Origin of the sequence: Streptomyces carpinensis (assembly GCF_002154505.1) — a bacterium.
GTDB classification, from domain to species: domain Bacteria; phylum Actinomycetota; class Actinomycetes; order Streptomycetales; family Streptomycetaceae; genus Streptomyces; species Streptomyces carpinensis.
The window spans coordinates 1-24,775 of sequence record NZ_MUBM01000364.1 but is presented as its reverse complement, the minus strand read 5'-3'; the positions used below and the strand labels follow the sequence as shown (position 1 = coordinate 24,775).

24 protein-coding genes and 5 tRNA genes are annotated in these 24,775 nt (G+C 70.7%); 12 read left to right on the top strand and 17 right to left on the bottom strand.

The features are described from left to right. On the bottom strand, positions 1-444 hold a 444-nt coding region (locus BZY54_RS38575), incomplete at its 3' end, for a lysophospholipid acyltransferase family protein (RefSeq protein WP_143668223.1). 199 nt (positions 445-643) lie between these two features. Between BZY54_RS38575 and cofC the strand changes: the two genes are divergently transcribed. Together cofC and BZY54_RS38565 are read left to right on the top strand one after the other, a co-directional pair. After that, positions 644-1,282: a 2-phospho-L-lactate guanylyltransferase gene (gene cofC, locus BZY54_RS38570; protein ID WP_086730016.1), complete on the top strand. Its 639-nt coding sequence runs from the start codon at positions 644-646 to the stop codon at positions 1,280-1,282. A 57-nt stretch (positions 1,283-1,339) separates the two neighbouring features. Then, entirely contained in the window at positions 1,340-1,543 is a 204-nt protein-coding gene (locus BZY54_RS38565; protein ID WP_086730015.1) for a hypothetical protein, read from the top strand. A gap of 112 nt (positions 1,544-1,655) precedes the next feature. On the opposite strand, the gene BZY54_RS38560 is transcribed toward BZY54_RS38565, so the two are convergent. The 4 genes from BZY54_RS38560 to leuC all read right to left on the bottom strand — a co-directional run bounded on the left by BZY54_RS38560 (position 1,656) and on the right by leuC (position 4,940). Then, on the bottom strand, positions 1,656-2,288 hold the full coding sequence (locus tag BZY54_RS38560) for an HU family DNA-binding protein (RefSeq protein WP_086730014.1): 633 nt from the start codon (positions 2,286-2,288) through the stop codon (positions 1,656-1,658). 138 nt (positions 2,289-2,426) lie between these two features. Then, positions 2,427-2,657: an SCO5555 family protein gene (locus BZY54_RS38555; RefSeq protein ID WP_086730013.1), complete on the bottom strand. Its 231-nt coding sequence runs from the start codon at positions 2,655-2,657 to the stop codon at positions 2,427-2,429. Between the two features lie 252 nt (positions 2,658-2,909). Beyond that, positions 2,910-3,503, bottom strand: a complete 594-nt coding sequence (gene leuD / locus BZY54_RS38550; RefSeq protein ID WP_086730012.1) for a 3-isopropylmalate dehydratase small subunit — start codon at positions 3,501-3,503, stop codon at positions 2,910-2,912. A gap of 6 nt (positions 3,504-3,509) precedes the next feature. After that, on the bottom strand, positions 3,510-4,940 hold the full coding sequence (gene leuC, locus BZY54_RS38545) for a 3-isopropylmalate dehydratase large subunit (protein WP_086730011.1): 1,431 nt from the start codon (positions 4,938-4,940) through the stop codon (positions 3,510-3,512). A gap of 198 nt (positions 4,941-5,138) precedes the next feature. Here leuC and ndgR point away from each other — a divergent pair, with 198 nt between their 5' ends. Further along, positions 5,139-5,858 (top strand): IclR family transcriptional regulator NdgR, encoded by a 720-nt coding sequence (gene ndgR, locus BZY54_RS38540; protein ID WP_086730010.1) that lies wholly within the window; start codon positions 5,139-5,141, stop codon positions 5,856-5,858. Positions 5,859-6,281: 423 nt separating this feature from the next. Here the strand turns inward: ndgR and BZY54_RS38535 are convergent, their stop codons facing one another. Then, positions 6,282-6,767, bottom strand: a complete 486-nt coding sequence (locus tag BZY54_RS38535) for a DUF4188 domain-containing protein (RefSeq protein WP_208640896.1) — start codon at positions 6,765-6,767, stop codon at positions 6,282-6,284. Positions 6,768-6,881: 114 nt separating this feature from the next. On the opposite strand from BZY54_RS38535, the gene BZY54_RS38530 reads away from it, so the two are divergent. After that, positions 6,882-7,532, top strand: a complete 651-nt coding sequence (locus BZY54_RS38530; RefSeq protein WP_086730009.1) for a MerR family transcriptional regulator — start codon at positions 6,882-6,884, stop codon at positions 7,530-7,532. Between the two features lie 76 nt (positions 7,533-7,608). Here BZY54_RS38530 and BZY54_RS38525 read toward each other — a convergent pair. The 9 genes from BZY54_RS38525 to BZY54_RS38485 all read right to left on the bottom strand — a co-directional run bounded on the left by BZY54_RS38525 (position 7,609) and on the right by BZY54_RS38485 (position 11,781). Next, a tRNA-Glu gene (locus BZY54_RS38525) sits at positions 7,609-7,681 on the bottom strand. Between the two features lie 25 nt (positions 7,682-7,706). Continuing rightward, positions 7,707-7,778, bottom strand: a tRNA-Gln gene (locus tag BZY54_RS38520). 21 nt (positions 7,779-7,799) lie between these two features. Continuing rightward, positions 7,800-7,872, bottom strand: a tRNA-Glu gene (locus BZY54_RS38515). Positions 7,873-7,933: 61 nt separating this feature from the next. Further along, a tRNA-Glu gene (locus BZY54_RS38510) sits at positions 7,934-8,006 on the bottom strand. A 38-nt stretch (positions 8,007-8,044) separates the two neighbouring features. Then, positions 8,045-8,116, bottom strand: a tRNA-Gln gene (locus tag BZY54_RS38505). Positions 8,117-8,209: 93 nt separating this feature from the next. Continuing rightward, the gene (locus tag BZY54_RS38500) at positions 8,210-8,953 is read right to left on the bottom strand and encodes an HAD family hydrolase (RefSeq protein ID WP_086730008.1); all 744 of its coding nucleotides are present in this window, start codon (positions 8,951-8,953) and stop codon (positions 8,210-8,212) included. A gap of 105 nt (positions 8,954-9,058) precedes the next feature. Then, a complete protein-coding gene (gene gltX / locus BZY54_RS38495; protein ID WP_086730007.1) occupies positions 9,059-10,543 on the bottom strand; it encodes a glutamate--tRNA ligase in 1,485 nt (494 codons plus the stop codon). Continuing rightward, positions 10,536-11,321 (bottom strand): fumarylacetoacetate hydrolase family protein, encoded by a 786-nt coding sequence (locus BZY54_RS38490; RefSeq protein WP_086730006.1) that lies wholly within the window; start codon positions 11,319-11,321, stop codon positions 10,536-10,538. Before BZY54_RS38490 ends, gltX begins: the two co-directional genes overlap by 8 nt. 271 nt (positions 11,322-11,592) lie before the next feature. Then, positions 11,593-11,781 carry a hypothetical protein gene (locus tag BZY54_RS38485; protein ID WP_167414144.1) on the bottom strand — a complete coding sequence of 63 codons (189 nt, stop codon included), beginning with the start codon at positions 11,779-11,781 and terminating at the stop codon, positions 11,593-11,595. Positions 11,782-12,382: 601 nt separating this feature from the next. Between BZY54_RS38485 and BZY54_RS38480 the strand changes: the two genes are divergently transcribed. The 8 genes from BZY54_RS38480 to BZY54_RS38445 all read left to right on the top strand — a co-directional run bounded on the left by BZY54_RS38480 (position 12,383) and on the right by BZY54_RS38445 (position 23,144). After that, positions 12,383-16,345, top strand: coding sequence for a sensor histidine kinase (locus tag BZY54_RS38480; RefSeq protein ID WP_086730005.1), 3,963 nt, complete (start codon positions 12,383-12,385; stop codon positions 16,343-16,345). Positions 16,346-16,354: 9 nt separating this feature from the next. Continuing rightward, positions 16,355-16,768 carry a roadblock/LC7 domain-containing protein gene (locus BZY54_RS38475; RefSeq protein WP_086730004.1) on the top strand — a complete coding sequence of 138 codons (414 nt, stop codon included), beginning with the start codon at positions 16,355-16,357 and terminating at the stop codon, positions 16,766-16,768. A gap of 111 nt (positions 16,769-16,879) precedes the next feature. Further along, positions 16,880-17,278 (top strand): DUF742 domain-containing protein, encoded by a 399-nt coding sequence (locus tag BZY54_RS38470; protein WP_009190816.1) that lies wholly within the window; start codon positions 16,880-16,882, stop codon positions 17,276-17,278. Beyond that, positions 17,259-17,834 carry a GTP-binding protein gene (locus BZY54_RS38465; protein ID WP_067301226.1) on the top strand — a complete coding sequence of 192 codons (576 nt, stop codon included), beginning with the start codon at positions 17,259-17,261 and terminating at the stop codon, positions 17,832-17,834. The genes BZY54_RS38470 and BZY54_RS38465 overlap by 20 nt, the downstream gene beginning before the upstream one ends. 420 nt (positions 17,835-18,254) lie before the next feature. Continuing rightward, the gene (locus BZY54_RS38460; RefSeq protein WP_167414143.1) at positions 18,255-21,479 is read left to right on the top strand and encodes a sensor histidine kinase; all 3,225 of its coding nucleotides are present in this window, start codon (positions 18,255-18,257) and stop codon (positions 21,477-21,479) included. A gap of 10 nt (positions 21,480-21,489) precedes the next feature. Further along, on the top strand, positions 21,490-21,903 hold the full coding sequence (locus BZY54_RS38455) for a roadblock/LC7 domain-containing protein (protein WP_004983065.1): 414 nt from the start codon (positions 21,490-21,492) through the stop codon (positions 21,901-21,903). 97 nt (positions 21,904-22,000) lie between these two features. Beyond that, positions 22,001-22,573, top strand: coding sequence for a DUF742 domain-containing protein (locus BZY54_RS38450; RefSeq protein ID WP_086730002.1), 573 nt, complete (start codon positions 22,001-22,003; stop codon positions 22,571-22,573). Then, a complete protein-coding gene (locus BZY54_RS38445) occupies positions 22,554-23,144 on the top strand; it encodes a GTP-binding protein (RefSeq protein ID WP_086730001.1) in 591 nt (196 codons plus the stop codon). Before BZY54_RS38450 ends, BZY54_RS38445 begins: the two co-directional genes overlap by 20 nt. Before the next feature lie 144 nt (positions 23,145-23,288). Here the strand turns inward: BZY54_RS38445 and BZY54_RS38440 are convergent, their stop codons facing one another. Both BZY54_RS38440 and BZY54_RS38435 read right to left on the bottom strand, forming a co-directional pair. Continuing rightward, positions 23,289-23,483 (bottom strand): acyl-CoA carboxylase epsilon subunit, encoded by a 195-nt coding sequence (locus BZY54_RS38440; protein WP_086730000.1) that lies wholly within the window; start codon positions 23,481-23,483, stop codon positions 23,289-23,291. Positions 23,484-23,557: 74 nt separating this feature from the next. Next, positions 23,558-24,775: acyl-CoA carboxylase subunit beta (locus BZY54_RS38435; RefSeq protein ID WP_086729999.1), on the bottom strand; the 1,218-nt coding region annotated here is incomplete at its 5' end.

Sequence of the window (24,775 nt, the reverse complement as noted above, 5' to 3'; positions counted from 1 at the left end):
GGCACCCTCACCCGCGACCCGGACGGCTGGCCGATGACCGGCAAGACGGGTGCCGCGCGGGTCGCGGGTGAGGGTGCCCTCGGGGTAGAAGGCTACGCACTCGCCGCGTTCCACGGCGTCGATGGCGGCACGGAAGGCGCTCAGCGCGTCCGTGCTCTCGCGGTAGACGGGGATCTGCCCGGTGCCGCGCATCGCGGCGCCCACGAGTCCCTTCTTGAAAAGCCCGCTCTTCGCCAGGAATCGCGGCACACGCCCGGTGTTGTACTGAAAGTGGGCGTAGGCGAAGGGGTCGATGTGGGAATTGTGGTTCACCACGGTGATGAATCCGCCGTCGGCCGGAATGTTCTCCATTCCGCGCCAATCCCGCTTGATCAGAACCACCAGGGGCGGTTTGCAGATCACCGCTGCGAAGCGGTACCAGAAGCCGATTCTGCGGCGGGGCACGCGGACACCTTCCTCTAGGACTGCCCCCGGGGCCGGGGGCCGCACAAGTGTCGCCCCAGGCCGCCGGTCTGTCGAGAACACCGTACGCCCGCCTGTCACCCGGCACGGGCCTTGCATGGAGCTTCGCGCCCCCACGTCGAGTCCGAACCGCCTCACGGCCCGGGGGAGAATGTCCGGGACAAGAGAGGGACGAACGCCGGTGCAGTGGACCTTGGTCATCCCCCTGAAGCCCCTGACGCGGGCCAAGAGCAGGCTCTCGGACACCGCACACGACGGAGTCCGGCCCGGCCTCGCCCTCGCCTTCGCCCAGGACACCGTGGCCGCGGCGCTGGCCTGCCCGGCGGTCGCGGATGTGGCGGTCGTCACGGACGACGCCCTGGCCGGGCGGGAGCTGGCGGCACTGGGCGCGCGGATCGTCCCGGACACGCCGCGCGCGGGACTGAACGCCGCCCTCGCGCACGGGGCGGCGGTCGTACGGGCATCGCGCCCCGAAAGCCCCGTGGCCGCCCTGAACGCCGATCTTCCGGCGCTCCGCCCCAGGGAATTGACCCGGGTTCTGAAAGCGGCGAGGGAATTCCCGCGGGCATTTCTCGCGGACGCGGCCGAGGTGGGCACGACGCTCCTCGCCGCCGGAGGGGACCGCGAATTGCTCCCGTCGTTCGGCAGCGATTCCCGTGCCCGCCACCGGGCCTCGGGGGCGGTGGAACTGGGGCTCGACGGGGTCGATTCCGTGCGCCAGGACGTGGACACCGGCGACGACCTGCGCGCCGCCCTGGCCCTCGGAGTGGGCCCGCGAACAGCGGCCGCCGCGGCCCGTCTGCTGATCCCGGAGCAGTGACGGCGACCGCCGGTCACGGGGCGCGGGTGGTGATGCGGGGGCAGTAGGCTGCCGTTCATGCAGGCGACCGCATACACGTACGACCCCGACAGCCGCAGTGGGCAGGTGCTCCTGGACGACGGCACCCCGGTGCCCTTCGACGCGGCGGCGTTCGACGCGGGCGGGCTGCGGCTGCTGCGCCCGGGACAGCGGGTGCGGATCGAGACGGAGGGCGAGGGAGCCGCCCTGCGGATCACACTGGTGACGCTGCAGACCTTCTGAGAACCCTCTGAACTGGCCGAACGCCTCTCGCTCGGCGCGCACGGCCGCCGAAAACGCCGCGGGCCGGGCTCCCTCGGGAGTCCGGCCCGGCGCGTGAGTACCTGCTTTGCGCCTACTTGCTGCGGGAAGTGGTCTTCTTGGCGGTGGTCTTGCGGGCGGTCGACTTCTTGGCCGGGGCCTTCTTCGCCGTCGCCTTCTTCGCCGGGGCCTTCTTGGCCGTGGTCTTCTTCGCGGCGCCCGCGGCCGTCGTCTTCTTGGCCGCCGCCGTGGTCTTCTTGGCCGTGGTCTTCTTGGCCGTGGTCTTCTTCGCCGCCGCCGTGGTCTTCTTCCCGGCGGCGGCCTTCTTCGCCGCACCCGTCGTCTTCTTCGCGGCGGCCTTCTTGCCGGCCGCCTTGGCGATGGTCGCGGGCGGGCCGGTGAGGCTGCCCTTGGGCGCCTTCTTCACCGCGATGTCGTGCTTCGGGAGCTTCTTCGAGCCGCTCACCAGGTCCTTGAAGCCCTGGCCGGCCCGGAAGCGGGGAACGGAGGTCTTCTTGACCCGCACCCGCTCGCCCGTCTGCGGGTTGCGGGCGTAGCGCGCCGGACGGTCCACCTTCTCGAAGGACCCGAAGCCGGTGACCGAGACCCGGTCTCCCCCGACGACCGCGCGGACGATGGCGTCCAGTACCGCGTCGACGGCGTCGGCGGCCTGCTGCCGGCCGCCCATCTTGTCGGCAATCGCTTCTACGAGCTGCGCCTTGTTCACGTCTTCCCCTTCGGAGACCTTGCCGGAACGAAAGTGTTCAAGCTTTTTCGCACGTTAGGCAGATATATACCGCAAATCAAACACGAAACGGGCTAATCACCCTTGTGCCGCAACGGCCTCGGTCGGTCTCGAAGTTGATCAGGCTTCCTCTTCGGGGATTCGACCCTCGTCGAGGTCCGCCGTGAACCGCTCCAGCCGCCTTGTCGCACCGGCGAGATCGTGCTTGGCCGCGGCCGTAATGACCAGCAGCTTCCGGGTCAGCGCCATCCGTACGCCCTCCGGGACTTGCAGTGCGCGCACCCTTGCGTGCGCTTCCTTGAGTTGGGCCGCGACCGCCGTATAGAGCTCGAGTTGGCCGTCGTTGTCCATGCACAGATTGTGCCATCTGGGGCAAGTTGTCGCCTGCGCAGGGGGCAACTACCGCCTCGGACGGCCGTCCGGGCACATCCGCCGACCGTGGCCTCGAACCTCGCATACCCCGGCAACAACCGTCTTAACGTGGGAAGTTGACCGGCGGCACGGCGGCGCGCCGGGGGGCACGGGCCCGAAAACGGCTGTACCCCCGATCGTGGCGATCGGGGGTACAGCGGCGTTGCCCGGTGGCCGAAACTCGCCGCCGGATCAGACCGGCAGCGTGCGCGGCTTGAAGGACGGGCGCTTCGCCTCGTACGCGGCGATGTCCTCCTCGTTCTGCAGGGTGATCGAGATGTCGTCCAGCCCGTTCAGCAGCCGCCAGCGGGAGTTCTCGTCCAGCTCGAAGGAGGCGGTGATCCCCTCGGCCCGCACCTCACGAGCCTCGAGGTCAACAGTGACCTCAGCCGTCGGGTCCTTCTCGACGAGCTCCCACAGCGCGTCCACGATCTTCTGGTCGAGGACCACCGTGAGCAGGCCGTTCTTCAGCGAGTTGCCGCGGAAGATGTCGGCGAAGCGGGAGGAGATCACGGTCTTGAAGCCGTAGTTCTGCAGCGCCCAGACGGCGTGCTCGCGGGAGGAGCCGGTGCCGAAGTCGGGGCCGGCGACCAGGACCGTGGCGCCCTGCCGCTCGGGGCGGTTGAGCACGAACTCGGGGTCCTTGCGCCAGGCCTCGAACAGCCCGTCCTCGAACCCGTCGCGCGTGACCTTCTTGAGCCAGTGCGCGGGGATGATCTGGTCGGTGTCGACGTTGCTGCGGCGCAGCGGGACGGCCCGGCCGGTGTGGGTGGTGAAGGCTTCCATGATTGATCAGACTCCAGCGGGCGTGGGGACGTCGGCGTCGGACAGGTCGGCCGGGGAGGCCAGGTGGCCCAGGACGGCGGTGGCGGCGGCGACCTGCGGTGACACCAGGTGCGTACGGCCGCCCTTGCCCTGCCGGCCCTCGAAGTTGCGGTTGGAGGTGGAGGCGGAGCGCTCGCCGGGGGCCAGCTGGTCGGGGTTCATGCCCAGGCACATCGAGCAGCCCGCGTGCCGCCACTCGGCGCCGGCCTCCTTGAAGACCACGTCCAGGCCCTCGGAGACGGCCTGCAGGCCGACGCGCGCGGAGCCCGGGACGACCAGCATCCGTACGCCGTCGGCGATTTTGCGGCCCCGCACGACGTCGGCGGCGGCGCGCAGGTCCTCGATGCGGCCGTTGGTGCAGGAGCCTACGAAGACGGTGTCCACCTTGATGGAGCGCAGCGGCGCTCCGGCCTCCAACCCCATGTACTCCAGGGCCTTTTCGGCGGCCAGGCGCTCCGAAGCGTCTTCGTACGAAGCCGGGTCGGGGACGGACGCCGAAAGCGGCGCGCCCTGGCCGGGGTTGGTGCCCCAGGTGACGAACGGCGACAGCTCGGCGGCGTCGATGACGACCTCCGCGTCGAACTCGGCGTCGTCGTCCGTCCTCAGCGTCTTCCAGTACGCGACCGCGGCGTCCCAGTCCTCGCCCTGCGGGGCGTGCGGGCGGCCCTTGAGGTACTCGAACGTCGTCTCGTCGGGGGCGATCATGCCCGCGCGGGCACCGGCCTCGATCGACATGTTGCAGATGGTCATGCGGGCCTCCATCGAGAGCTTCTCGACGGCGGAGCCGCGGTACTCCAGGACGTAGCCCTGGCCGCCGCCCGTACCGATCCGGGCGATGATCGCCAGGATCAGGTCCTTGGCCGTGACCCCCTCGGGCAGTTCGCCGTCGACCGTGATCGCCATGGTCTTCGGGCGGGCCATCGGCAGCGTCTGGGTGGCCAGCACGTGCTCGACCTGGGAGGTGCCGATGCCGAACGCCAGCGCGCCGAAGGCGCCGTGCGTGGAGGTGTGCGAGTCACCGCAGACGACGGTCGTGCCGGGCTGGGTGAGACCCAGCTGCGGGCCCACGACGTGGACGACACCCTGCTCTACGTCGCCCAGCGGGTGCAGCCGGACGCCGAAGTCGGCGCAGTTCTTGCGCAGCGTCTCCAGCTGGGCGCGGGAGACCGGGTCCGCGATCGGCTTGTCGATGTCCAGGGTCGGGGTGTTGTGATCCTCGGTGGCGATGGTCAGGTCGAGCCGGCGCACACCGCGCCCGCTCTTGCGGAGGCCGTCGAAGGCCTGGGGGCTGGTCACCTCGTGCAGCAGGTGCAGATCGATGAAGAGGAGGTCGGGCTCGCCCTCGGCGCGCCGGACGACGTGGTCGTCCCAGACCTTCTCCGCGAGTGTCCTACCCATCGCTTTCCCTCCGGCCGGACGCACGGGGGCGCCGGCCCAACTAGAGATCTTGAGGAGGCGTTGCCCGCGCCCCGCGCCCGGACAACGGCCACCAGGCCCGTTGATCCGCGGGCCGCTGTGCCTTCGTGACATCCAGGGTGGCGTGTTCCACGGAAAATTGAACTTGCGTTTCACAGAGTGAGACGCGAGTATCGTTGCATGGACAACAGTAGCGGCGTCGGCGTTCTGGACAAGGCAGCCCTTGTCCTGAGCGCCCTGGAGTCCGGTCCGGCCACCCTCGCGGGTCTGGTCGCGGCGACCGGCTTGGCACGACCCACGGCCCACCGACTGGCCGTGGCCCTGGAACATCACCGCATGGTGGCGCGCGACATGCAGGGTCGATTCATTCTGGGCCCTCGCCTGGCGGAACTGGCCGCGGCCGCGGGTGAGGACCGTCTCCTCGCCACCGCCGGCCCGGTGCTCACCCATCTCCGGGACGTCACGGGCGAGAGCGCGCAGCTCTATCGCCGCCAGGGTGACATGCGCATCTGCGTCGCCGCGGCGGAGCGCCTGTCCGGTCTTCGGGACACTGTCCCGGTCGGTTCGACGCTGACGATGAAGGCGGGCTCCTCCGCGCAGGTCCTGATGGCCTGGGAGGAGCCGGAGCGGCTGCACCGCGGGCTGCAGGGCGCCCGCTTCACGGCGACGGCCCTGTCGGGCGTACGGCGCCGGGGCTGGGCCCAGTCGATCGGCGAGCGCGAGCCGGGCGTCGCGTCCGTCTCCGCGCCGGTGCGCGGCCCCTCCAACCGCGTGGTGGCCGCCGTCTCGGTCTCCGGACCCATCGAGCGCCTCACCCGCCACCCCGGCCGCATGCACGCCCAGGCGGTCATCGACGCCGCGGCCCGCCTGTCGGAGGCCCTGCGCCGCTCCGGCGGCTGACCACCCCACCGGTACGCCCCACAGCAGGGCCGGCCTCAACGCCGCGGCAGGCCCCGAAGGGCGGGACGCGTACGACCGCCGGTCGACAAGCGACGAACCACCCCGCCCCCGCACACCACCGGACGACCGCCCGACACCCGAATCAGCCCCCGTCCTCATGGGCGGCCCCGACCGAACCGGGCTCCGGCCTGCGCCCCCACCGGCCCGCCGTGGGCGGCGGACGCCCCACCGGGGAGAAGGTCGCGCACGGCCGACGAGTTCGACCAGGGGCCGGGCGGGCGACTGACACCCGCCCGCGCCTCCCCCGCATTCATGCCCTCCTCCAGGGCTTGCACGGCTCCCGCGGCTCGCCGTCACGGCACGGCCGACCACCCATGACGCTCCCCGGGTGACCGCGGGCGGTCACCCGGTGGTCGGTTCCGCTCAGGAGACGCGCAGGCGGTCCGCCGCCCGGTTTCCGCGGCGGGCCACCGGGACGACTCCCGTGGCCCTGCCCAGGCCGTACTCGGGCATGTTCATGTAGATCGACTCGTGGGAGCCGGCCGGGACGACATACGTCTCGTGCCAGAAGCCGACCTCGCCCTTGCCCTCCCGCAGCCTCCGGTTGAAGGCGGCCCAGGCCGGATGGTGACTGCGCTCCGGAGCGACGGCGTAGGCGAGGAGCTTCTCCTTCGACTCCCAGTACTGCACCACGTACGCCTCGCGCACCCCGCCCAGCAGGGCCTTGTACCCCAGCAACCCGCTGCCCCCGTCGCGCGCGAGCTCCGCGAGCATCGGCCCCATCGCCCTGGCCACCGGCCACCAACTGCGCACCGCGGCAAAGCGGTTGATCCGCATCCCGATCAGGAAGACCACCACCTCGCCGTCACCCGCGGCGGTCATGCGCCCTTCGATCGGCTTCGCACCCATGACGTCCCCCATTCCCTCTCGCCGATTCCGGCTCGGTTGGATAGCGCCACTATCCATGCTTGGATAGTGGCACTCCTCAAGAGGGAGCGCAAGAGGGAAAGGGTGCGGCACGGGATGCGACTGGCGGAGCTGAGCACACGCAGCGGGGTCTCCACGGCGACGATCAAGTACTACCTGCGGGAAGGGCTGCTGCATCCCGGCCGCCGGGTCACGGCCACCCAGGCCGAGTACGACGAGGGGCACCTGCGGCGACTGCGGCTGGTGCGCGCGCTGATCCAGGTGGGCCGGATCCCGGTGAACTCGGCACGGGAGGTGCTCGCCGCCCTGCAGGACGAGGGCCTGGACCCGAACAGGCGGCTGGGCACCGCCGTATGGGCCCTGCCGCACGGCCCGGCACCCGACGAGGCCGACCCGGCCACCGAGACCGCCCGGCAGACCGCCGACGAGCTCATGGACCGGCTCGGCTGGCGCTACGGCGGCCCGTCCGGCGAGACGCCGACCGTACCGGCGTACGGGATGCTGATCACCGCGATCGCCGCGCTCTCCCGGCTCGGCTACCCGTGCGCCACCGCCGACTTGGAGCCGTACGCCCGCGCGATGGAGCGGATCGCCGCGACCGACCTGGACCTGGTGGAGCGGTACGGGACGCCGGACGAGCAGGTGGAGGCCGCGGTGGCGCTGACCGTGCTGTACGAGCCGGTGCTGCTCAGCCTGCGCCGGCTGGCGGAGGCCGAGGAGTCGCGACGCCGGTTCGACGGGAGGTGAGCCCGACGGGGCGCGCCGACGGGCGCCCCCGGGAAACACCGAAGGGCCCTCCCGAGGGAGGGCCCTTCAGACTGCGTACCCCCGACCGGATTCGAACCGGCGCTACCGCCTTGAGAGGGCGGCGTGCTAGGCCGCTACACAACGGGGGCGAGACCTTGCGTTTCCGCAGATCAGCTGGTCTACCTGGACTCGAACCAAGACTAACTGAACCAGAATCAGTCGTGCTGCCAATTACACCATAGACCAAAGGTGGTTTAGACCTCTGCGTACCCCCGACCGGATTCGAACCGGCGCTACCGCCTTGAGAGGGCGGCGTGCTAGGCCGCTACACAACGGGGGCCCTGGCGATCCTGCATCGGGGACAAAGGGAGCGACCCGGCTGTCCTCGCGGGAAGGATCTGTACCCCCGACCGGATTCGAACCGGCGCTACTGCCTTGAGAGGGCAGCGTGCTAGGCCGCTACACAACGGGGGCTTGCGGATGGGATCCGCGGTGCAGATGAGCTCTGCGAGCTGGCCTACCTGGACTCGAACCAAGACTAACTGAACCAGAATCAGTCGTGCTGCCAATTACACCATAGGCCACTGGAACGCAAGCCCCGGAGGGGTTCTTGTTCTAGTACTGCGCCGGTGGGGCTTCCGGCCTTTCGGCCCGCTCCCCGCGGCGCAGGAAGAACATTACCCGAAGGTGGACGGGGCTCCAAAACGGGTATCGGCGCGGAGCGCCGCCGGGAGTTCGGCGAGGGAGGCGATCCGGCGCGCCACGGCACCCCCCGTGTCCCCGGTACCACCGGTGTGCACGCCGCCTCGGTCGATCCAGACCGACAGCAGACCGGCCTCGGCGGCGCCGAGCGCGTCGATCTCCGGGTGGTCGCCGACGTACGCGACCTCGTGCGGGGCGAGTTCCAGGGCCTCGCAGGCCGCGTGGAACGCCTCGGGGGCCGGCTTGGACACCCCGAGCTCCGCGGCGCACAGCACGGCCTCGAAGCGGTCGCGGACGCCGAGGACGCGCAGCTTGCGCTCCTGGACGTGCACGCTGGAGTTGGACAGCACCGCGTGCCGGTAGTCGGCGGCGAGGGCGTCCAGGACGGGCAGCACGTCCGGGAAGAGGGCCCAGGCGGCCTCGTAGTGCCTCAGATAGCGCTCGAACCACGCGTCGGCCTCGGCGTCGGTCAGTTCCGGCCGCCCGAGGAACACCCGCACCCGGTCCCGCCGCTGCCCCTCGAAGGACGCCTCCCCGGCGGAAAAGCGCGCCCACTGGGCGTCCGTGATCCGCCGCCAGTGCGCCAGGGCCTCCTCCACGGAGCCGTACCCGTCCAGCAGCCGCTCTGCCACCAGGTGCGCCCTCATGCCGCTCCGATCGGCCGTGGTGTAGTCGAAGAGGGTGTCGTCGACGTCCCACAGGACAGCTCTGATCGCCATGCTCCCGACGGTACCGCCGGCCGGGTGGCGGCGTCCCGCACTCGCCCGGGCAGCAGGAAGGGGCGGCGCCCGGAGACCGGGTGCCGCCCCCCGCGCATGCCTCGGCTACGCCGTCAGCTTCGCCAGCGCCGCGTCGATGCGGGCCAGCGTCCTGTCCTTGCCCAGGACCTCCAGCGACTCGAAGAGGGGCAGGCCCACCGTGCGGCCGGTGACGGCGACCCGGACCGGGGCCTGCGCCTTGCCCAGCTTGAGGCCGTGGGCCTCACCGGCGGCCAGGACCGCCTCCTTCAGGGAGTCCGCGGACGTCCAGTCGGCCGCCTCCAGCTTCTCCCGCGCCGTGCGCAGCAGGGCGTCGCTGCCCTCCTTCATCGCCTTCGTCCAGCTCGCCTCGTCCTCGACCGGCTCGGCCAGGAACAGGAAGTCGACGTTGTCCGTGATCTCCGACAGCACCTTCAGACGGGTCTGCGCGTGCGGGGCGATGGCCTGCCACTTGGCCTCGTCGAAGTCCTCCGGCGCCCAGGGGGCGAACGGGGGCTGCAGCCACGGACGGCAGCGCTCGGTGAAGTCCTTCACATCGAGCAGGCGGATGTGATCGCCGTTGATCGCCTCGCACTTCTTCAGGTCGAAGCGCGCCGGGTTGGGGTTCACGTCCGAGATCTCGAAGGCCGCGATCATCTCCTCGACGGAGAAGATGTCCTGGTCGGCCGAGAGCGACCAGCCGAGCAGGGAGAGGTAGTTGAGCAGGCCCTCGGGCAGGAAGCCGCGCTCGCGGTAGAGGTTCAGCGACGACTCCGGGTCGCGCTTGGAGAGCTTCTTGTTGCCCTCGCCCATCACGTACGGCAGGTGGCCGAACTCGGGGGTCCACTTGGCGACGCCCAGCTCGATCAGCGCCTTGTACAGGGCGATCTGGCGCGGCGTGGAGGAGAGCAGGTCCTCGCCGCGCAGGACGTGGGTGATCTCCATCAGGGCGTCGTCGACCGGGTTGACCAGCGTGTACAGCGGGGCCCCGTTGGCGCGCACGATGCCGTAGTCCGGCACGTTCTCCGGGGTGAACGTCAGCTCGCCGCGGACCAGGTCGTTGAAGGTGATGGTCTCGTCGGGCATGCGGAAGCGGACGATGGGCGTGCGCCCCTGGGCCTTGTACTCCTCGACCTGCTCGGCGCTCAGGTCGCGGCAGTGGCCGTCGTAGCCGGAGGGCCGGCCGGCGGCTCGGGCGGCCTCGCGGCGGCTGTCGAGCTCCTCCTGCGAGCAGTAGCAGTGGTAGGCGTGCCCGGCGTCCAGCAGCTTGTCGGCGACGTCCTTGTAGATGTCCATCCGCTGCGACTGGCGGTACGGCGCGTGCGGGCCGCCGACCTCGGGGCCCTCGTCCCAGTCGAAGCCCAGCCAGCGCATCGCGTCGAGCAGCTGGTTGTACGACTCCTCCGAGTCGCGGGCCGCGTCGGTGTCCTCGATGCGGAAGACCAGGGTGCCCTGGTGGTGCCGGGCGAACGCCCAGTTGAACAGGGCGGTGCGGACCAGGCCCACATGGGGGTTACCGGTGGGCGAGGGGCAGAAACGGACGCGTACGGGAGTGCCGGATGCGCTAGCCACGCTTGACAACCTTGTTGGTGAGAGTGCCGATGCCTTCGATGGTGACGGCGACCTCGTCGCCGACACCCAGGGGGCCGACCCCTGCCGGGGTGCCCGTGAGGATCACGTCGCCGGGAAGCAGCGTCATGGCCTCGGAGATGTTCACGATCAGATCCTCGATGGGGTGGATCATCTCGCTGGTGCGGCCCAGTTGCCGCTGCTCGCCGTTGACGGTGAGCTGGATGGTCAGGTCGGACGCGGCGGCCAGGTCGATGTCCGTCTCCACCCAGGGGCCCAGGGGGCAGGAGGTGTCGAAGCCCTTGGCCCGTGCCCACTGCTTCTCGCGCCGCTGGACGTCACGGGCGGTGACGTCGTTGGCGCAGGTGTAGCCGAAGATCACGTCCTGGACGCGGTCACGCGGGACCTCGCGGCACATGCGGCCGATCACCACCGCCAGCTCGGCCTCGTGGTTCAGTTCCTCGGAGAAGGAGGGGTACTGGATGGGGTCACCGGGGCCGATCACCGAGGTGGACGGCTTGAAGAAGGCGAACGGGGCGTCGGGCACCTCGTTGCCGAGTTCGCGCGCGTGCTCGGCGTAGTTGCGGCCGAAGGCCACGACCTTGTTGGGGAGCACCGGCGGCAGCAGCCGTACCTTGCTCAGCGGCACCTTGGTGCCGGAGAGCTCGAAGTCCGCGAACGGGATGCCCTTGATGATGTCGAGGACGAGCTCGTCCGGCTGGTCGCCCTCGACCGCGCCGAAGGCGACGTTCCCGTCGATGGAGAACCTGGCGATGCGCACGGGATGCTTGGCCCCTTGACTGAGCTGGGAGGAGTCTGACGCTCCAGGCTAACGCGGCAAGGGGCCCCGCACCTCGCGCATTGCCGCGGGCGCAGCCCCGGGACACCGGGCCGAGTGCGCGCCGTCCCCCGGGCGGCCCCGGACACGAAGGAGGGGCGCCCCACGTCGTGGGGCGCCCCTGGTCTCCGTAGTCTCCGTACAACCTGGCCGGCCGCGCTGCGACATCCGGCGGCCGGGTCCCCCTGCTCGAAGGGCTCGGGGGGAGCGCGTACTACTCCGCCACGGAGGCCGCGACCGGTGCCTCCATGAGGACGGTGCGCCGGGGGTTGGCGGTCTGGGCGGGGAGGGGGACGGAGTGCTCCGGCAGCTCCGGCGTCTGCAGTGCCTCGGCGTCCTCGAGGTGCGCCAGGGTGGTGCGCCGGGGGTTGGCTATGGTGCGGAACATCATCGTCGTCTTCACGGTTGTAAAAGACCTTGTCGTCTACGGGCGCCCGGAGAGCCGTGCGAGCCCCCCGCCTGGGCGCGTTGTCGGTTTTGCCATCTCTGTAAAGCGTCAGGCTAAACGTGCAATTCCCGGCCGCAGACGTGAAGACCCCGTGATCCTTATGTGAGTTTGCTCACTGCCTCATCGACAATCCGGACAATTTCTGGTCGCACCCCATCTCAGCGAAACGGACATTGACCCCCTGAAGCCATCATTCCGCTCCCGATCATGGCGACTGGGACACCTGAGGCGGCTCGTCGGCTCGTACGGATATGTCCGGATTGAAGAAGATCACTTTCCACGTCTTGTAACGCACCCCTCACGCGGTGTCACAGAGGTCACAGCCTGACCCACATGCCTTGTTGGAGATCCTGCACTGTGCTGGAATGCCACGGACCGCCGCAGGATCGAGCCGGCGCGCAGGGGGCGCAACGCAGCGCCGAGTGGCGGCGAGAAGGGGGAACCAGCGCCGGTCACTCACGACCACCCGGGGAGCGTTTTCAGGGCGTTCCCCACGACGCCGACACCGTCCTTCCGCTCGCGCGGAGGGGCGCCTGGTCCAGAGGTTGCGACGCTAGTGCAGGGACGTTTCAAGAGGGATGGCAGCGCTTCGGCGGAGCCGGAGTCGCACGACGGGACTGGCCCCATGAAGGGCAGCTCCTCGCCCCAGCACGCCCAGAACCCGGGCCCGGCCCCGTCCGGTGACAACGCAGAGCGCCCCGGGCGTGGCGCCACTGCCGGCCCGGCGGCGTCGGCGAGCCCCGCTCCGGCCGTGAAGCCGCCGGCCAAGAGCCAGGGCCCCGTCGGCACCGGCTCGCGCGTGGCCATGCGCAACTGGCGCATCTCCACGCGCCTGGTCTCGCTGCTCGCGCTCCCCGTGGTCGCGGCCACCTCGCTGGGCGCGCTGCGCATCAGCCAGAACCTGGACGACATCCAGCAGCTGGACAACATGAAGCTGCTGACGGACATGACCAAGCAGGCCACCGAGCTGGCGGCCGCGCTCCAGGACGAGCGCGACCAGTCCGCCGGTCCGCTGGCCCACCCCTCCAGCGCGAGCGCCATCGCCGTCAAGGGCTTCCGGGACAAGACCGACCGGGCCAAGGACAACTTCCTCACCGCCTCCGAGGAGATCGACGCCGCCAGCAAGGACGGCAACCTCCAGGGCGTCCGCGACACCATCGTCGGTCTGGCCAGCGAGCTCAACGGCCTCGGCAAGATCCGCAAGACCGCCTACGAGAACGACGGCAACTCCGCCCGGACCGTCGAGGCCTACCACCGCCTGATCACCGAGCTGGTCAGCCTGTCCCAGGACATGGCCGAGGCGACCAGCAACCCGGAGATGATCCAGCGCACCCGCGCGCTGTCCGCCTTCTCCTCCGCCAAGGAGTACGCCTCCGTCCAGCGCGCCGTCATCGCGGCCGCGCTGCCCGCGAACAACACCAGCGAGGGCCACCTCTCCGAGAACGACCGCCTCTACGCGCAGTCGGCGCTGGAGGGCCAGACCTCGGAGATCAACAGCTTCCGCAACATCTACGGCAACGGCGTCGAGGATCTGCTCAAGCCCATCGAAGAGGGCAACCCGACCATCAAGTCCGCGGACACCTACGCCAAGCGCGCCCTGGACGGCAAGGACGGTCTGGCCTCGCTCGACAAGCGCTCCTACCGCGACTGGGTGGACGACAGCTCGACCAAGATCGAGCAGATGAAGAAGATCGAGCACACGCTGCTCGAGAACATGGAGCAGAAGGCCCGCGAGCTGCGCAGCGCCACCGAGCAGGACGCCATCATCTCCGGTGCGCTGATCCTCCTGGTCCTCGGTGTGTCACTGGTCGGCGCCTTCGTCGTGGCCCGCTCCATGATCCGCTCGCTGCGCCGGCTGCAGGACACCGCGACCAAGGTCGCCCAGGACCGTCTGCCCGAGCTGGTCAAGCAGCTCTCGGAGTCCGACCCGCAGGACGTCGACACCTCCGTGGAGTCGGTCGGTGTGCACTCCCGGGACGAGATCGGCCAGGTGGCCGCGGCCTTCGACGAGGTGCACCGCGAGGCGGTCCGCCTCGCCGCCGAGCAGGCCCTGCTGCGGGGCAACGTCAACGCGATGTTCACCAACCTCTCGCGCCGCTCCCAGGGCCTGATCCAGCGCCAGCTGTCGCTGATCTCCGAGCTGGAGTCCCGTGAGGCCGACCCGGACCAGCTGTCCTCGCTGTTCAAGCTCGACCACCTCGCCACGCGTATGCGCCGTAACGGTGAGAACCTCCTCGTCCTCGCGGGTGAGGAGCCCGGCCGCCGCTGGACCCGCCCGGTCCCGCTGGTCGACGTGCTCCGCGCCGCCGCGTCCGAGGTGGAGCAGTACGAGCGCATCGAGCTGGCCGCCGTGCCGACCACCGAGGTCGCCGGCCGCGTAGTCAACGACCTCGTGCACCTGCTCGCCGAGCTGCTGGAGAACGCGACCTCGTTCTCCTCGCCGCAGACCAAGGTCAAGGTCACCGGTCACGCGCTGCCCGACGGCCGCGTCCTGATCGAGATCCACGACACCGGTATCGGCCTCTCCCCCGAGGACCTGGCCGCGATCAACGAGCGGCTCGCCTCGCCGCCCACCGTGGACGTCTCCGTCTCCCGCCGCATGGGCCTCTTCGTGGTCGGTCGTCTCTCGCAGCGGCACGGCATCCGCATCCAGCTGCGCCCGTCCGACTCCGGCGGCACCACGGCCCTCGTCATGCTGCCGGTGGACGTCGCCCAGGGCGGCAAGAAGCCCGGTCCCGGCAAGCCCGGTGGTCCCGGTGCGGGCGGCCCGGCGGCCGCCGCTGCCGCCGCCGGTGCGGCGGCGGCGCGGCGCCAGAACGGTCAGGCGGGCGGCGGTGCGCTCGGCGCGGGCGCGGGCGGCGCCGGCAGGCTCGGCGCCGGGGCCGCTCCGCGCGGCCAGGTCGGCGCGGCTCAGGGTCCCCGGGCCGCACTGCCCGGCACGGGCGGCCGTCAGGGCGGGCCCGGGGCACCGGGTGGACCGGGCGCGCCACGCGGGCCGCAGGGTCCGGCGCAGCCGCAGCAGGGCCGTCCCGGTCCGGTCGACGCGGGCGCGGGCGGCGGCTTCGGCGGCCGTGCACCGGGCGCGCCGCAGGGCCTGCAGGCCACGGGCACGGGCGCCCCGCAGGGCTTCGGTGACGGCGGGCGCACGGAGGGCCGTCCGGGCTTCGCCGACGGTGGCCGCCAGGACGCCTTCGGCGGCGGCGGTCGGCAGGACGCGTTCGGCGGAGGCGCGCGCCGTGGCGCGGCCCCGCGGCGCGCGGGCGGCGCCGAGCAGGGCGGGCAGCCGCAGCTGCCGTCGCGCGGTGGTCCGCGCGCGGAGCTGCCCGGCGGCAACCCGCAGCCGCGGACGCCGAGTTGGGGCAACGACAACGCGACAGGGCCGGCCGCTCTGGACACGCCGCGCGGCCACGACGAGGCGGAGCAGGCGCAGACCTCCCGCATGCCGCGCATCGAGGACCACCGGGGGCCGGGCTCCACGGCCGAGATACCGGTGGTTCCCCAGTACGACGACCGGCAGGGTCCGGGCGCCCCGGCGGACACCTCCGCGTTCCCCCGCCCCGACTTCGATGCCCCGCACGCGGGTGCGAACACCGGCCAGTTCCCCGCCCCCGGCGTGGGTGCCGGGCAGAACACGGGCTCGTTCGTGCGCTCGGACATCTTCGGTCCGCCCGCGCCGAACACCCCGCAGAACAGCGCGTCGGACACGGGCCAGTTCACGGCTCCGCAGGCCTACGACAACGGCTCCACCGGCCAGTTCGCGGCTCCGCAGGCGTATGACAACGGCTCCACCGGTCAGTTCGCGGCCCCGCAGGCCTACGACAACGGCTCCACCGGCCAGTACCAGCAGCCCGGCTACGACGGCGGCAGCACCGGCGCCCACGCCCTGCCGGCCCGTCAGGAGCCTTCGTCCACCGGCCAGTTCGAGCGGCCCCAGGCCGGCGGCCCGGCCGACTTCGGCGCCCCGCGCCCGCCGGCCCCGCAGCAGCAGCGTGCCGTGCGTCGCCAGCCCGACAACACGGGCGCCGCGCAGCGGCCCGATGAGGGGGGCGGGCCGGGTGACGGGTGGGCGCTGCCACCGGCCACGGGTCCGGGCGACGGACGCACCCCGCTGTACGACACCCTGGAGACCAACTGGTTCCGCGGTGACCGGCGGGAGGCGGGCCAGCCGGCTCCGGCGGCACCGCAGCAGCCGCAGGCCCCCACGGGCCCCCAGCGTCCCGCCACCTCCGCCTGGCGCACCTCGCCCAACGACGAGCTCGTCCGGCAGGCCGAGCGCGTACGGCAGCCGGCCGCGGGCGGCATCACCACCTCCGGCCTGCCGCGCCGGGTGCCCCGGGCGAACCTCGTCCCGGGCACGGCTCAGCAGCAACAGCACCAGAGCGGTCCGCAGGTCTCGCGTGCGCCCGACGACGTACGCGGCCGGCTGACCAATCTCCGTCGGGGCATCGCACAGGGTCGTCAGGCCGGCACCGGTCAGACGGGCAGCTTCCCGAGCCCCACTCACCAGCAGGAGCGTTAGTTGAGCCCGATGAGCCAGGCGGCACAGAACCTCAACTGGTTGATCACCAACTTCGTGGACAACACCCCGGGGGTGTCCCACACCGTCGTGGTGTCCGCGGACGGACTCCTTCTGGCGATGTCCGAAGGCTTCCCGCGCGACCGCGCCGACCAGCTCGCGGCCGTCGCGTCCGGCCTGACCTCACTGACCGCCGGTGCCTCCCGGATCTTCGAGGGCGGCAAGGTGGCGCAGACGGTCGTGGAGATGGAGCGCGGCTTCCTGTTCCTCATGTCCGTCTCGGACGGGTCGTCCCTGGCGGTCCTGGCCCACCCCGAGTGCGACATCGGCCTCGTCGGCTACGAGATGGCGCTCCTCGTCGACCGCGCGGGCGCGGTACTCACTCCCGACCTGCGCGCCGAACTACAGGGCAGTCTGCTCCACTGACCGGCCCCGGTACCACCCGTCTCACCAAATCACCGTCCGGCCGCCACAATCCCCCCACCGGCCCCGTCAGACGGCTTGCCCGACCGACTTGCTGTCCCGCCCGGAGGATTCATGACCCCGCCCACCGCCCATCATGATCCGTACGCCGAGCCGTACGGGGACGAGGGCGACCAGCCGCTGGTCCGTCCGTACGCGATGACCGGCGGCCGGACCCGGCCGCGCTACCAGCTCGCCATCGAGGCGCTGATCAGCACGACGGCCGACCCGGCAGCGCTGATGGGACTGCTCCCGGAGCACCAGCGGATCTGCCATCTGTGCCGCGAGGTGAAGTCGGTCGCCGAGGTGTCGGCGCTGCTGGCCATGCCGCTGGGCGTGGCGCGGATCCTGGTCGCGGACCTGGCCGAGGCCGGCCTGGTGGCGATCCACCAGCCGGGCGGCGACGAGAACAACGGCGGCGCACCGGATGTGACGCTGCTCGAAAGGGTGCTCAGTGGACTTCGCAAGCTCTGACGCGGGCCGGGCGACCACCTCCGCGAAGATCGTGGTGGCGGGCGGCTTCGGCGTGGGCAAGACCACGTTCGTCGGCGCCGTCTCGGAGATCAACCCGCTGCGCACAGAGGCCGTGATGACGTCTGCTTCGGCGGGCATCGACGACCTCACGCACACCGGCGACAAGACCACCACCACGGTGGCCATGGACTTCGGCCGTATCACCCTGGACCAGGACCTGATCCTGTACCTGTTCGGCACGCCGGGCCAGGACCGCTTCTGGTTCATGTGGGACGACCTGGTGCGCGGCGCCATCGGCGCGGTGGTGCTCGTGGACACCCGGCGTCTGGCCGACTGCTTCCCGGCGGTCGACTACTTCGAGAACAGCGGGCTTCCCTTCGTCATCGCGCTCAACGGCTTCGACGGCCAGCAGCCGTACACCCCGGACGAGGTCCGCGAGGCCCTGCAGATCGGACCCGACGCGCCGATCATCACCACCGACGCCCGCCACCGCGCCGACGCCAAGTCCGCCCTGATCACCCTGGTGGAACACGCCCTGATGGCCCGCCTGAGGTAGCCCCCGGGCCCGTTTCGCACGGCACTCAAGTACGCCAGGCCATACGGCAGTTGTCGTAGCGCTGACGTAGAGACACCGGAGCCGGCTGTGTCCTTTGACACGGTCGGCGCCGGTGTTCATAACGTTTCGGCAGAGGAATCGGGTGGTACGGCCACGCGTCGCGCACATCCGGTCTCGCTGCGCGCACAATCCCCCCGCCTTTTGGCGCGGCTCGCTCTTTATGACCGTTTTATCTGGGCCTTACATGTACGCGGGCCGGCTGTTTTCAGTGTTTGGAAGAGCGCATGTCGGCGTGCTGGAATGCCTGAACTGCCCACTAGTCAAGGACGTACTCACCGGTAGTGAGTCGTCCGCGGCGGACAGGGCTCTGAGAAACTGCGGCACGACGTAGGTGCCGACCGCCGAGAGGTTGTTGGTCGAGTGAGGCGAAGCAAGAACGGCCCCGAGCCGTCGGCCCGGGGCAACTTCACCCCGCCGCCGCGCGGCGCGGCGCCCGCACACGTGCCCGGTTCGGAGCCGGCGGCCGCTCCCTCCCCCAGCGGGGGCCGCATGTCCCCGCGCAACTGGCGGGTGCGCACCCGGCTGAACGCGATCCTGCTCATACCCGTGCTGGTCGGCCTCGTCATGGGCGGTTTCCAGGTCAAGAGCTCGATCGACACCTGGAACGAGGCCCAGGACGCCGAGAACACCGCGCGCCTGGTGCGTGCCTCCCTGACCTACGCCAACGCCCTGTACAACGAGCGTGACATCACCGCAGCTCCCCTGCTGCAGGGCAAGGGCCAGAACGACTCGACGGTCACCCAGGCCCGGCAGCTGACCGACAAGGCCGCCGACGACTTCGACCAGGCCGCCGGGAACATGCCGCACACGTCCGGCCTGGAGCGCCGGCTGAAGCTGTTCCGCGAGGCCGAACCCGAACTGCAGTCGCTGCGCGCCGCCGCGTACACCTCCAAGCTGACCGGCGTGCAGACCGAGGAGGGCTACGTCAAGGTCGCCCACCCGCTGATGGAGTTCGCCAACGAGCTCGGCCTGGGCACCGGCAACATCACCTCCTACGGCCGTACCGTCTACGCCATCTCGCTCACCAAGGCGGCTCTGTCCCTGGAGCGCTCGATCGGCATGCACCTGCTGATCAAGCCCGGTCCCGACAGCGGCAACCTGGCCAGCCAGCGCATCGCCCTCTCCTCCTACGCCTACCTGGAGGGCATCGCCGTCGAGGAGTACCTCGGCGGTGGCACCCAGGCCGACTCGGACAAGCTGGACGAGCAGAAGAAGGAGATCCAGACCAAGGCCGCGGCGATGGCGCAGGAGGCCAAGGGCAAGGACCCGAACTACGTGGCCCCGCCGTCCGACCCGCAGAAGATGGTCACGGCCCTCGCCACGCTGAAGAGCACCTCCACCGCCGAGCGCGCGGGGCTGGCCCAGAAGGGCGTCACCGCGCAGAACTGGTGGGCGGTCAACACCCTCAAGTTCGACGCCTACCGCAAGATCGAGTCGGACATGGCCGACACCGCGGTGAACGAGGCGGCCGGCATCGCCGACGACGCCAGGCAGTCGACGTTCATCACGGGCGCGGTCGTCCTGGTGGCCCTGCTCGCCGCGTTCGTCCTGGCCGGTCTGGTGGCCCGCCAGATGAGCCGCTCCATGCGCCAGCTGCGCAACGCCGCCTTCGGCATCGCCGAGCAGCGCCTGCCGATGCTGGTCGACCAGCTCTCGCGCACCGACCCCGGCCGGGTCGACACCCGGGTCGCACCGATCCCGATCACCTCCACCGACGAGATCGGCGAGGTCGCCCGCGCCTTCGACCAGGTCCACCGCGAGGCCGTCCGGCTCGCCGCCGAGCAGGCCCTGCTGCGGGGCAACATCAACGCGATCTTCACCAACCTCTCGCGCCGCAACCAGTCGCTGATCGAGGGCCAGCTGACCCTGATCACCGACCTGGAGAACAACGAGGCCGACCCCGACCAGCTGGAGAACCTCTTCCGCCTGGACCACCTCGCGACCCGTATGCGCCGCAACGGCGAGAACCTCCTGGTCCTCGCCGGCGAGGAGCCCGGCCGCCGCTGGGACCAGCCGGTCCCGCTGGTCGACGTGCTGCGCGCCGCCTCCTCCGAGGTGGAGCAGTACGAGCGCATCGAGCTCTCCGGCGTCCCGGAGGCGGAGATCCACGGCCGCGCGGTCACCGACCTCGTGCACCTGCTGGCCGAGCTGCTGGAGAACGCCACGACGTTCTCCTCCCCGCAGACCAAGGTCCGCGTCACCGCGACCCGCCTGCCCGACGGCCGGGTCATGATCGAGATCCACGACAAGGGCATCGGCCTGACCGCCGAGGACTTCGCGGACATCAACCACAAGCTGGCCAACCCGCCCACCGTGGACGTGGCGATCTCCCAGCGCATGGGCCTGTTCGTGGTCGGCCGCCTCGCCGACCGGCACGGCATCCGCGTCCAGCTGCGCCCCTCCGGCGAGCAGGCCGGCACCACCTCGCTGGTCATGCTGCCGGACGCGATCACCCACGGCGGTGGCGGCGAGCGGACGCCGGAGCGCGACGAGTTCACCGTCTCGCAGATCATCCCGGAGCAGCAGTTCCGGGGCGAGGACTTCAACCAGCTGCCGCCCATGCGCACGGCCGCCGAGCTCGGCTTCGACGACAGCCGCTACGCGGACGTCCCCGACGACATCCGCGAGCTGGACCCCGTCGGGCGCTCCCTCAAGCGGGAGGAGCGCCGGGCCGCCCTGGAGGCGCAGAGCCACGGCGAGCAGGCCCCGGCGCAGGCACCCGAGTACACCGACGAGCCGACCGGTCAGCAGCAGGCGTACGGCACCGGCCAGGTCGCCTACCCCGACCAGAGCGGCGGATACGACCAGCAGGCGTACGACGAGCAGCAGCAGACGGCGTACGGCCGGCAGGGACAGCAGTCGTACGAGCAGGCGTACTACGCGCCGGACGCGGGTGTGCCGCAGAACGGCGCGTACGCGGCGAACGGCGGTTACCCGGACGCCGCCGCCTACCCGGAGCCGGCGCAGGGGGAGCACGCCTCCGCCCGGACCGGCACGGCGGAGCCGTACTCCGGTTACCAGGAGCGGTCCTACCAGGACGACTGGCCGCAGGCGGACGGCTATCGGGGCGGTTACGCGGACCAGTACGTTCCGGAAACGGAATCAGTGCAGGCCGCTGACGCGACGGAGGCTGACCGCGTAGGCTTCGACCGTCCGGGACCGGCCTCCTCCGCCGCCCACGAGCTGACCGACGCCGGGTTGCCCCGCCGTGGTTCGACCGCGAGCGGTTCGAACGGCGCGCGGCCCGTGCAGCGGGAGACGCCGGCCTCCACTCCGGAGAGCAACGGCGACAGCGCCTGGCGTTCGGCCAACGACGAGCGGTGGCAGCAGGCCTCGCAACTCCGGAAGCCCAAGGCGGGCGGAGTGACCTCCTCCGGTCTGCCGCGGCGGGTGCCCAGGGCCAACCTGGTCGAGGGCACCGCGGAATCGACCCCGCAGGGCGGCCCACAGGTCTCCCGCGCCCCCGAGGACGTCAGGGGCAGGCTGAGCAACCTGCGCCGGGGCGTCCAGCGGGGACGCAGCGCAGGAAGTGAAAAGAACGGCCAGGGCTTCGGTCCTGACAGCACCTACAACCAGGAGCGTTAGTGTGAGCCCGATGAGCCAGGCGGCACAGAACCTGAACTGGTTGATCACCAACTTCGTGGACAACACCCCCGGGGTGTCCCACACTGTGGTGGTCTCCGCCGACGGACTCCTTCTGGCGATGTCCGAAGGCTTTCCCCGCGACCGCGCCGACCAGCTCGCGGCCGTCGCCTCCGGTCTGACCTCACTGACCGCCGGTGCCTCGCGCATCTTCGAGGGCGGCAGCGTGAACCAGACGGTTGTGGAGATGGAGCGGGGATTCCTCTTCATCATGTCCATCTCCGACGGTTCGTCGCTCGCGGTTCTTGCACACCCGGAGGCGGACATCGGCCTCATTGGGTACGAGATGGCACTCCTCGTGGACCGTGCGGGCACGGTCCTGACTCCGGACCTCCGTGCGGAGCTTCAGGGGAGCCTTCTCAACTAAAAGACAGACGGTGCGTTTTGGTGTCCCGGGGCCGTAAGGTTTCGGGACGCGGCTTCCACACGGTTGGGTGCCCGGCGCAGTCGGAGGAGGAGTAAGAGTGGCAACACCCCCAGGCGGTTCGTCTTCGGGCAACTGGTCGTACGGCCCCATGCAGGGCCACGGCGACGGTTCGCCGAATCCTTACGCCTTCCCCTCCGTCCCCCACCACCGGCAGCCGTACGCGCCACAGGGCCCCGGCCCGTCGCCGTACGACCAGCCGCCGGCACCGCGCATCCAACCGGTGCAGCCGCAGCGACGTACCCCTGAGCCGGCGCCCGCAGGGGCGTCGAACAACCCCCTGGTCCGCCCGTACGCCATGACGGGCGGCCGCACCAGGCCGCGGTACCAGCTCGCCATCGAGGCACTGGTGCACACCACGGCGCAGCCGTACCAGATGCAGGGCCAGTTGCCCGAACATCAGCGGATCTGCCATCTGTGCCGCGAGATCAAGTCGGTGGCCGAGATCTCGGCCCTGCTGACGATTCCTCTCGGCGTGGCCAGGATCCTCGTCGCCGACTTGGCGGAGGCGGGCCTGGTCGCCATCCATCAGCCCGGCGGCGACGAGAACGCCGGTGGCCAGCCAGACGTGACACTGCTCGAAAGGGTGCTCAGTGGACTTCGCAAGCTCTAGCGGAGGGCCGGTTTCTCCTAGTCGCTCCACCACCTCCGCGAAGATCGTGGTGGCGGGCGGCTTCGGCGTGGGCAAGACCACGTTCGTCGGCGCCGTCTCGGAGATCAACCCGCTGCGCACAGAGGCCGTGATGACGTCTGCTTCGGCCGGCATCGACGACCTCACCCACACCGGCGACAAGACCACCACCACGGTGGCCATGGACTTCGGCCGTATCACCCTGGACCAGGACCTGATCCTGTACCTGTTCGGCACGCCCGGCCAGGACCGCTTCTGGTTCATGTGGGACGACCTGGTACGCGGCGCCATCGGCGCGGTGGTGCTGGTGGACACCCGGCGTCTGGCCGACTGCTTCCCGGCGGTCGACTACTTCGAGAACAGCGGGCTTCCCTTCGTCATCGCGCTCAACGGCTTCGACGGCAACCAGCCGTACAACCCGGACGAGGTCCGCGAGGCCCTGCAGATAGGACCCGACACCCCGATCATCACCACCGACGCCCGCCACCGCGCCGACGCCAAGTCCACGCTCATCACCCTGGTGGAGCACGCGCTGATGGCGCGGCTGCGGTAGCGATCCGCCCGGCACGACGAAGGGGCGCTCTCTCCGGACGGAGAGGGCGCCCCTTGTCGTTCCCGGATCAGGAGCGAAAAGGGGCCCACCCGGGTGGGTGGGCCCCTTCGGAGGCGTTCGGCCTCGTACGGCGTCGTACGCGGCTCAGTGCCAGCTGTGGGGTGCGCGGAAACCGTTCTCGCGCTCCAGGCGGCGCCAGCCGGCCTTGGCGCGGCCTCGGTGGGCCGGGGTGGTGTCGGCGGGGCGGGCCGCGGCGCGGGCGAGGAGGAGGGCCGTGATGGCGGCGACCTCCTCGGGCTCGGCGTGGCCCTTCTCGACGCGGATGTCAGGCGTGTCCATGCGATCAGTCTCCGTGGCTGAGGGGTCCGCGGGGTTGCCGCGGTGCGTCCGCTGGGTTACGGCGGTTGCTGCGCTCACTGCGGGGGGTTGCCGTGCTTGCGGGAGGGCAGGTCGGCGTGCTTGGTGTGCAGCATCGCCAGCGACCTGACGAGGACCTCGCGGGTGCCGGCCGGGTCGATCACGTCGTCCACGAGGCCGCGCTCGGCCGCGTAGTACGGGTGCATCAGCTCGGCCTTGTACTCCTTGACCATCTTCTGCCGCATCGCCTCGGGGTCCTCGGCCGCGGCGATCTGACGGCGGAAGATGACGTTGGCGGCGCCCTCCGCGCCCATCACGGCGATCTCGTTGGTCGGCCAGGCGTACGTGAGATCCGCACCGATCGACTGGGAGTCCATCACGATGTACGCACCTCCGTACGCCTTGCGCAGGATCAGCGAGATCCGCGGCACGGTGGCGTTGCAGTAGGCGTACAGCAGCTTCGCGCCGTGCCGGATGATCCCGCCGTGCTCCTGGTCCACACCGGGGAGGAACCCCGGGACGTCCAGGAAGGTGACGATCGGGATATTGAAAGCGTCACACATCTGGACAAAGCGCGCAGCTTTTTCGCTCGCCTCGATGTCCAGCACGCCCGCCAGCACCTGGGGCTGGTTGGCGATGATGCCGACGACCTGGCCGTCGAGGCGGGCCAGTGCGCAGATGATGTTGCGGGCCCAGCGCTCGTGGACCTCGAGGTACTCGCCGTCGTCGACGATCTCCTCGATGACCTTGGCCATGTCGTAGGGGCGGTTGCCGTCGGCCGGGACGAGGTCCAGCAGGACGTCGGAGCGGCGGTCGACGGGGTCGGAGCACTCCACCCGGGGCGGGTTCTCCCGGTTGTTCTGCGGGAGCAGCGACAGGAGGTAGCGGACCTCGGCGATGCAGGTCTCCTCGTCGTCGTAGGCGAAGTGACACACGCCGGAGGTCTCGGCGTGCACGTCCGCACCGCCGAGGCCGTTCTGGGTGATCTCCTCACCGGTGACGGCCTTGACCACGTCCGGGCCGGTGATGAACATCTGCGAGGTCTCGCGGACCATGAACACGAAGTCCGTCAGGGCGGGGCTGTAGGCCGCGCCGCCCGCGCACGGGCCCAGCATCACCGAGATCTGCGGGATCACACCCGAGGCCTTGGTGTTGCGCTGGAAGATGCCGCCGTAGCCGGCCAGGGCGGAGACGCCCTCCTGGATACGGGCGCCCGCGCCGTCGTTCAACGACACCAGCGGAGCGCCGGCCGTGATGGCCATGTCCATGATCTT